The organism is Bartonella sp. AD328YNZD (assembly GCF_042196425.1).
In genome coordinates, this window is record NZ_JBHIQG010000133.1 from 1 (window position 1) to 6,202 (window position 6,202).

Below are 6,202 nucleotides of genomic sequence, written 5' to 3' on the forward strand. Positions count from 1 at the left end.
AGAGGGGCAAGACCATTTTTTTGTGCGCGTTTTTTACCAACGCTGAGCATTGAGCCATTAATATCAAGCACTGTAGCATGGGCTTTTTGGCGTGAAGCATTAAGAATACGAAAAGCAATATCACCTGTACCGCCAGCGACATCAAGAACTTTCCAATGAGAAAGTGCTGGTGGGGAAAGCCAAGCAATCATGGAATTTTTCCACACACGATGTAGCCCTAAGGATAAGATATCATTCATCTTGTCATAATTTTCAGCGACAGAATGAAACACACCATCCACCATGGATTGTTTTTGTGTTTCATCTACTCTTGTAAAACCAAAAGAGTGCTCCATGCCACCCTTGGTTCCTACACGTTCTGTTTCAATTGCCATGTATATGATCTACCTTATTTTTCTTTTATCGTAAATGAAATAGAGAGGGAATGTTCAACTACGAAAAAACAACGTATAAAACTACGACGTTTACACAGCCAAAAACAGAAGAGTATCTTTAGATATCAAGATTGGCAACGCTTAAGGCATTGTCTTGAATAAAAATACGTCTAGGTTCAACTTCATCACCCATGAGACGAGAAAAGAGTGAATCTGCATCGGTTGCATCATTAATTTTTACTTGTAAAAGAGAACGTGCATTGGGATCAAGCGTTGTTTCCCAAAGTTGTTCAGCATTCATTTCCCCAAGACCTTTATAACGTTGAAGAGTAACACCTTTTTTACCGTTTGTAAAAATGCTCTCTAAAAGGCTCATAGGACCAAAAATACGCTCTGTTTTATCTTTGCGACGTAAAAGAACAGGAGGATGATATATGTCGATAAAATTTTGGGAAATGCGATCAATTTGGCGTGCGTCAGTTGAATTTATAAGTCCCACATCAAGCGTAACAACATCTTTAACACCACGTAAAATACGCTCAAAACATAAACTTCCATCTGCTGTATATTGTCCACTCCAACCTTGTTCCATATCATCAGCAATCAGATTAAGGCGGAGTGCTACAGTATCTGCTATTTTTTGCGCTTTTTCTTGTGTTGCAAAGACTTCAAGATTAAAAGCGCCAACAATTGCTGCTTGTTCAACAATATTACGGTCATAACGGGTATGAAGACCATTTAAAAGTTGACGTAATATACGAGCATCTTTAGCGAGTTGATACAAATCAGCTCCTGCACGAACTTCTCCCGTTGAAAGCTCAAGCGTTGTTTCTTCTAATCCAGTATCGATCAAGAATTCTTCAAACGCTGCTTCATTTTTAATATATTGGGAAGATTTTCCACGCGATACTTTATAAAGAGGAGGCTGAGCAATATAAAGATGTCCACGTTCAATCAACTCGGGCATTTGTCTAAAAAAGAAAGTGAGCAGCAGCGTACGAATATGGGCTCCATCAACGTCCGCATCTGTCATGATAATAATCTTATGATAACGTAATTTATCGGGTGAAAATTCATCCTTACCGATAGACGTTCCAAGAGCTGTAATAAGTGTTCCAATCATATCAGATGAGAGCATGCGGTCGAAACGTGCTCGTTCAACATTGAGGATTTTACCACGAAGGGGTAAAATTGCTTGATTTTGACGTGAGCGCCCACTTTTTGCTGAACCGCCAGCCGAATCCCCCTCGACAATAAAGATTTCTGATTTTGCGGGATCTCGTTCTTGGCAATCGGCAAGCTTTCCTGGTAGAGAAGTGATATCAAGCGCCCCTTTTCGTCTTGTGAGTTCACGTGCTTTGCGTGCTGCTTCACGTGCTGTTGCAGCTTCTACCACTTTACTAATGAGAAGTTTTGCTTCATGAGGATGTTCTTCCAGCCATATTGAAAGACCTTCATTGACCAAACTTTCAACAATAGGGCGCACTTCAGAAGAGACTAACTTATCCTTTGTTTGTGAAGAAAATTTTGGATCAGGAACTTTGACAGAAAGAATAGCTGTTAATCCTTCACGGCAGTCATCACCGGTTAAGTTCACTTTTTCTTTTTTAGCAATACCTGAAGATTCAGCATAGCCATTAATTTGGCGTGTAAGGGCACTTCTGAAACCTATCAAATGAGTTCCACCGTCACGCTGAGGGATATTATTGGTAAAACACAAGACCTTCTCATGATAGGAATCATTCCACCATAGAGCAACATCAACGCTCATACCATCCTTTTCACTTGTAATATAAATAGGAGTATCAAGCAGCGCTTTTTTTGATTGATCAATATATTTCACAAACTCTATTAATCCACCTTCATAATGCAATTCAACGGATTTAATATCAGCATGACGCTCGTCAACAAGAAGAATATAAACCCCAGAATTTAGAAAGGCTAATTCCCGTAAACGACGCTCTAAAGTTTCAAAATCAAACTCAACCATAGTAAAGGTTTCAGAGCTTGGTAAAAATCTAATTTCTGTTCCACTTTCTTGATCGCAATCGCCAACAACTTTTAATGGAGCATCAGCTACCCCGTGGGTAAATGATATTTCATGAATTTTACCATTGCGTTTGATTTGCAATTTAAGCCAAACAGAGAGTGCATTCACAACAGAGACGCCAACACCGTGTAATCCGCCTGAAACTTTATAAGAGTTTTGATCAAACTTTCCGCCGGCATGAAGCTGTGTCATAATAACTTCAGCTGCAGAAATACCTTCTGTTGGATGGATATCTGTCGGAATTCCACGTCCATTATCACGAACAGAACAAGAACCATCAGCATGGAGTGTGACGTTTACAAGAGTTGCATGACCGGCTAAAGCCTCATCGATAGCATTGTCTACAACTTCATAGACCATATGATGTAACCCCGATCCATCATCAGTGTCACCGATATACATCCCAGGACGTTTGCGTACAGCATCAAGACCTTTGAGAACTTTGATAGAAGCCGCATCATAGTCATGGCTTTGTGCCGGTGAGGTTATTTCATCACTCATAAGTTAGTCCATTCCTGTGTTCAATTTCAATATTTTATCCGCTTTTTTAAAGCTCAATGTTCTGATAAGTTATTTATGGAATAACCACATTAAACATTTACCGTATATCAGATCTAGATTCAATATCTGTCGATATATAATGGAAAGAATGATGAAATGATATGACACAATTATACAGTAAAATACCGTCATTTAGGGTGATAATATAAGACAAGTAAGCACCTCTTTGGTATATTTAAGTATTTTTACAGTGCGTGGTGAATATTCAGGGCAGGGCTTAAACGCCTTTAGTTAAGTGAATCACAATGAGAAGACTAAAGAAATTAAAAGCGTAATTTATCGAGAGAAGCTGACTGTTTACAGAACAACGTTGGTACGAATCCTTTTCCTTTAAAATTTGAGGACGAGGCCAATTATGCTTTACGTAAACTTTAAACGTAAATTTTAAAATTATGTAAAGAGTAGTATTATTGTTTATTTTTGCATATGCATAATATTTCAAAATTAGTTGTGCATCTTTATGTTACACTAACGAGACTTTTACTTTCTTACCTATAAATCAATCTTCAATCTTAATGAAGTTAATATTACGCGTTCTCTAAGTTTTTTAACTTTTTGTATGTTAAATTGAGGTGAGAATATTGTGTATATTTGTTTGTATTATTCCTGTCCATGGAGGTTACATTTCTTATTCAAAATAAAACGCTATTGTACGGCTTATTCACGCAATTTTTTAAGAAGTATTTTCAATGGTTTCAAAAAAAATATATGAAAACTGTTAAATTTTTTAACAGTTTTAAAAAATAGCAAGAATTTTATTTATTAAACGCCAGATATTTTGGTGAAGTGCGTTAGATAATAATTAAGGAGAGTTGCATCTTAGTTTTGAAAATGGGGGAGAGATTTTGAAAATAAAAAAATCTATATATGTAAAACATCTTCAATTGCGTCTACGGTATCTTTTATTCAATAATCCATACAATATTTTTATTCGTATTTTATTTGTAGCAGGGGGGGTTCTATTTTCCTCTTACGCAGAAGCTGAAAGGCTGCCTTCTTTTTTTGATTCGCATGAACATTTGGTACAACCTGATACAACGGATATCTTTCGTTTGCGTTTTGTAACAACTTTTGATTTTCCTCCTTTTAATTTTCTTGATCAAACGGGGCATCTTGCAGGTTATAATATCGATTTATTGCGTGCTATTTGCTCAAAATTAGAATTAGAGAAGTTTTGTGAAGTAGAAGTTGTTCCTTGGAAAGAGCTTGTAGAACATGTTAACAATGGTGGTGCAGAAGTTATTATTGCAGGTTTAAAAGAAACAAATAAAACCCAGCAAGATCTTGTTTTTACAAAGCCATATTTGCGTTTTCCAGCGCGATTTGTTGCTACTCGACTTTTAAATCTCGATGAGCCAATAAGTGATCAATTGGTACATTTAACCAGTGGTGTTTTATCTAAAAGTGTTCACGAAAAGCTCTTTCATCACTATTTTCCTGAAGCCAAAGGACAAGAATTTAAAGGCAGGGCGGAGCTCTATAAAGCGTTACAGGAGCGTAAAATTGATCTTATTTTTGATGATGGATTTGCTTTATCTTTATGGCTAAACGATTCAAAAACCGCGAATTGCTGTCATTTTGTTGGGGGGGCATATATGGCGCCACAGTTATTGGGGCAAGGAATGCAGCTTGCTGTTGCAAAAAAGAATGAAAAATTGGTTGATATACTCAATTATGCGCTGAAATCTTTAGAAGAGGATGGTAAACTTACAGAACTTTATTTGCGTTATTTTCCAATAAGTTTTTATTGATGAGTAGTTTTTTAGTTAAGGGCTGTTAATCTTTCTGCGCCTAGTCGATAGGAAATAGCTTCTGCGAGATGATAGCGTGAAAGAGTATCTGATCCGTCAAGATCAGCAATTGTGCGTGCAACTTTGAGAATACGATGATAAGCGCGTGCAGAGAGGTGCATTTTTTCACTCACATCTCGTAAGAGTATGGTCGCACTTTTATCAGGAATGGCAATCTGTTCTATAATTTTGGCAGGGCAATCGCCATTGGTACGAATATGATCAAACCCCATTGTTGAAAAACGTTTAGCTTGAATGGTACGGCACCGTGCGACGCGTTTGGCAACGTCGCAGCTTTTTTCTGATTGTTCTGGTTGCATAAGGTCCATAGCCGTCAAAGCAGGGACATCAATCCGTAAATCAATTCGGTCAAGCAGAGGACCAGAAATACGGGACTGATAATCGATTTGACAGCGTATCCCTTTAGGGCAAACATGGTCTTTTTCGCCTGCCATACCACAACGGCAAGGATTCATTGCGGCAATAAGTTGGAATCGAGCAGGATAGCTAATATGGTGATTAGCGCGGGCGATAACTGACTCCCCACTTTCTAAAGGTTGACGAAGAGAATCAAGAACCTGTGGAGAAAATTCAGGCAATTCATCAAGGAATAACACACCATTATGAGCAAGGGAGACCTCTCCCGGTCGTCCTTTAAGCCCTCCACCAATCATTGCGGCCATGGACGCAGAATGATGTGGGGAACGAAAGGGGCAATGAAGTGAAATGGTATTATGAACCGTTTCTCCTGTAATAGAAGCAATCAGAGAGACATCTAAAAGCTCACGGCTATCAAGAGGTGGCAAAATGGAAGGTAAGCGTTGCGCTAGCATAGATTTTCCAGCACCAGGGGGACCTACAAACAAAAGGTTATGGCGTCCAGCAGCACAAACTTCTAAGGCACGTTTGGCTGTTTTTTGTCCTTTGATTTCGCAAAGATCTGGAAGCTCAGTTTCGATAGTATATTGGCGCGGTTGTGGACGTTTTTGAATTTGGGTTCCTTTGAAATGGTTGACTATAGTGAGCAGAGTCTCTGGGGCAAGAATATTTATTTCTGCATTTGCCCATGCTGCCTCAGGTCCACATTGAAAAGGACAAATCAGTCCTTTATCGAGTGATAAAGCTGTCATGGCGGCTGGTAACACACCATGAACAGCGGTAAGTGAACCATCTAATGATAATTCTCCTAAAATGACATAGTCTTCTGCTACTTCAGGAGGGAGGATTTCCATAGCAAGCATTAAGCCTACGGCAATTGGCAAATCATAATGTGATCCCTCTTTAGGTAAATCAGCTGGTGCAAGATTAATCGTAATTCGTTTAGTAGGCATAGAAAGTCCACAAGCGTGGAGGGCTGCTTGTACACGTTCACGGCTTTCTGCAACTGCCTTATCAGCTAATCCAACAATAGCCATTCCTATTTTACC

The 6,202-nt window shown here is 38.7% G+C and carries 4 protein-coding genes; 1 reads left to right on the top strand and 3 read right to left on the bottom strand.

Translation table 11 applies throughout. The annotated features are described in order from the left end of the window. Positions 1-374: class I SAM-dependent methyltransferase (locus ACFIO3_RS07190; RefSeq protein ID WP_375704253.1), on the bottom strand; the 374-nt coding region annotated here is incomplete at its 3' end. 118 nt (positions 375-492) lie between these two features. Then, positions 493-2,925 carry a DNA topoisomerase (ATP-hydrolyzing) subunit B gene (gene gyrB, locus ACFIO3_RS07195; RefSeq protein WP_375614324.1) on the bottom strand — a complete coding sequence of 811 codons (2,433 nt, stop codon included), beginning with the start codon at positions 2,923-2,925 and terminating at the stop codon, positions 493-495. A 905-nt stretch (positions 2,926-3,830) separates the two neighbouring features. On the opposite strand from gyrB, the gene ACFIO3_RS07200 reads away from it, so the two are divergent. Beyond that, positions 3,831-4,736, top strand: a complete 906-nt coding sequence (locus tag ACFIO3_RS07200; RefSeq protein ID WP_375704254.1) for a transporter substrate-binding domain-containing protein — start codon at positions 3,831-3,833, stop codon at positions 4,734-4,736. 11 nt (positions 4,737-4,747) lie between these two features. Here the strand turns inward: ACFIO3_RS07200 and ACFIO3_RS07205 are convergent. Further along, a partial coding sequence (locus ACFIO3_RS07205; protein WP_375704255.1) for a YifB family Mg chelatase-like AAA ATPase occupies positions 4,748-6,202 on the bottom strand: 1,455 nt, incomplete at its 5' end.

What these genes read in the sequence shown, in the direction of transcription:
- gyrB (WP_375614324.1), bottom strand. Translation starts at nt 2,925, where the DNA reads ATGAGTGATGAAATAACCTCACCGGCACAAAGCCATGACTATGATGCG.